Here is a 3,156-nt window from a genome sequence, read left to right as displayed (position 1 = left end):
CCCATTCGACGCACCATCCTGATTGACCGCACTCCCCCGCACCACCGCCAACACCCGATGACCCAACCGCCGCGCATCCGACAACCGCTCCACCAGCAGCGCCGAAACGCCCTCGGCGAGGCCGAAACCATCGGCTGTGCTCGCAAACGCCTTGCAACGACCGTCCTCGGAGAGGCCCTGTTGCCGTGAGAACTCCACGAAGCTGTCCGGTGTGGACATCACCGTCACACCGCCGGCTATGGCGAGTGAGCACTCGCCCCGGCGCAGCGCCTGCACCGCCAAGTGCAGTGCCACCAGCGATGACGAACACGCCGTATCCACCGTGACCGCAGGTCCCTCCAGGCCGAGGGAGTACGCGACGCGGCCGGACATCACGCTGCCGGCGTTGCCCACGCCTTGGTAGCCCTCCAGATCACCGCCGGAGTTCCACAGCAGCGGTGCGTAGAACTGGCCGTTGCTGCCGATGAACGTGCCGGTCCGGCTCCGGTGGAGCGAGTCGGGCGCCACGCCGGCGCTCTCGATGAGCTCCCAGGTGGTTTCCAGCAGCAGCCGTTGCTGCGGGTCCATCGCCAACGCCTCACGCGGCGAGATCCCGAAGAAGGCGGCGTCGAACTCCCCGGCGTCGTGGAGGAAACCGCCGTAGCGTGTGGCGCTGGTGCCCTTCGCCTCGGGGTCCGGGTTCAGGAGGCGCTCCATGTCCCAGCCGCGGTTGGCCGGAAGTTCGGAGATGACATCGCCGCCCGCTTCGAGCAACTGCCAGAAGGCTTCCGGCGTATCGATTCCGCCCGGGAACCGGCAGGCCATCCCCACGATGACGACGGGGTCGTCCTCCTCATCCGCGTTCCGAACGACGGACAGGTCAGCTGGTGCGTCGGACACACCGAACAGTTCGGAGCGCAGGTACTCGGCGAGTCCGTTGGTGGTCGGGTAGTCGAAGATCAGCGTTGTCGGAAGGCGCATGCCCGTGGTGGCCGTAAGCCGGTTCCGGAGTTGGACCGCTGTCAGTGAGTCGAACCCGATCTCTCGGAACGCGCGCTGTGGCTGGACCGAGTCGGTGGAGGAGTGGCCGAGGACGGCAGCGACTTCGCTCTGGACAAGCGACACGAGCTCTCGCTGTTGCTCCGTCTCGGTCAGCGGACGCAGGCGTCGTACGAGTTCCGTACCGCCGTCCTCGTCCCGGGCCTGTCCGTCGTTGGTCGCAGCCGCGGACAGGGCCGGCCGGCGGACGTCGTCCACGTCGTCGAAGAAGGAAGTGCGCCGGACGGCACTGAAGCCGGCGTAGAACCGCTCCCAGTCGACGTCCGCCACCACGGCGTGGCCCTCGTCCTGGTCGAGCACTTCCTGGAGGGAGGCGAGCGCGCCAGGTATGGACAGTGCTCGCAGTCCTCGTCGGTCGAGGTAGGAGTCACCGAGGGAGGCAAGGGATCGATCGTCGTTCCACGGAGTCCAGGCCACCGACGTACCGGGCAGTCCGCGCAGACGGCGGTGCTGGGCGACGGCGTCGAGGAAGGCGTTGCCCGCCGCGTAGGCGCTCTGCCCCGCGCTTCCCCAGACGCCCGCGACGGAGGAGAAGAAGACCACGTCGTGCGCCGTGTCGATGCCGCTCAGCACCTCGTCGAGCTGCCCGACGCCGGCGATCTTTCGGCTGATGGTGCGGGCGAATTGCACCAGGTCCGACTCGGCCACCGAGGCGAACTCGACCACGGTCGGCGCATGGATGACGGCGCGCAGCGGGTGTTCGCCGGTCGTGCGGTCGAGCAAGGACCGCAGCGCATCGCCGTCATCGGTGTCCACGCCCGCGAGTTCGATCTTCGTCGGGTGCCCGTCGAACTCGGCCCTCAGCGCCTCGGCCTCGCCGTCTGCTCCCTGACCTCCCAGGAGTACTACCTGGTCGGCACCGTTGTCAGCCAGCCAACGGACGATGGGGGCGGTCAGCGGTCCCATGCCGCCGGTGACCAGTACGGTGTCACGCGGCTGCCACCTCCGCGCACCCGAGTGTGCACTGCTGCCTGCACGCACCAGCCTGGGTACGTAGGTACCGGTCGTCCGGACCGCGATCTGGTCCTCGCCTCGGGCAGCTCCCTGCACCATCGTGGCCAGGACCGTGGCCAGTAGGTCGGCATGCGCGTGGTCGGGAATCGAACCAGGCTCGCCTGCCACAGCGGGCAGGTCGATCAACCCGCCCCACAATTCGGGGTGTTCCAGAGCAACGACACGGCCGAAGCCCCATAGCTGCGCGTGCACGGGGTCGATCACCGCACCGGTATCGGCAGCACCGACCACGACGGCGGCTTGCGTGACCAGCCACAGACGCGGCGCCGGCTCACCGGACCTGCCGACATCGATCAACGCCTGGGCCAACGTCAGCGATGCCGCCAGACCCGCAGACAGAACGGGGTGTTCGGCAAGGGCCTGCTCCTCCCACGCCAGGAACGACACCACACCCCGCACGCCCGGCCACCGGGTGAGGGCCTCGGCGTATGCTGCGCGGTCGGGATGCACGGCGTCGACCTCTACGACCGTGACTTCACCACCCTTGGCCGCCACCGCCGCCACCGACTGAGTGACGCGGACATCGCCGGCACGGCCCTGCGGGACGACGAGCAGCCAGCCGCCCTGCAACGACTCCTGTGCCCGCGAATTGGGCAGAGGCTTCCACTCCACCCGGTAACGCCAGCGCTGCACCTTCCGACGCTGCCGCTCACGCCGCCGCCACGACGACAAGGCCGGCAATGTCGTGTGCAGAGCCTCGGCGTCGAGCCCCAACTCCTCGGCCACAACCGCCGAGTCCTCGCGCTCGACCGCATCCCAGAACGCGACGTCTGCCTCACCCTCAACGCCGTTCGAAGACAACGCCGGCGAGCCCTCCAACCAGAAACGTTGTCGTTGGAAGGGGTAGGAGGGCAGGTCTACGATGCGGGGGCTCGCACCCTCGAAGGCGCGGGACCAGTCGACCGAAACGCCCTGGACGAAGGCTTCCGCAAGAGACGTGAGGAATCGATCCAGACCGCCCGCATCACGCCGTAGCGAACCCAGCGCCACAGCATCGGCATCCACCGTGTCGAGGGTCTGCTCGATACCGGGGACGAGGACGGGGTGCGGGCTGCACTCGACGAACGCGCCCATCCCCTGTGCGACAAGGCCTTCGACGGCTTC

The 3,156-nt window shown here is 68.4% G+C and carries 1 protein-coding gene; it reads right to left on the bottom strand.

The features are described 5' to 3' along the window. A partial coding sequence (locus ABZ562_RS41060) for an SDR family NAD(P)-dependent oxidoreductase (protein ID WP_361490555.1) occupies positions 1–3,156 on the bottom strand: 3,156 nt, incomplete at both ends.

It is taken from the genome of Streptomyces sp. NPDC019937, from assembly GCF_040631655.1.
Lineage (GTDB): Bacteria > Actinomycetota > Actinomycetes > Streptomycetales > Streptomycetaceae > Streptomyces.
The sequence above is the reverse complement of the archived record's forward strand: the minus strand, read 5'-3'. Positions and strand labels throughout refer to the sequence as shown.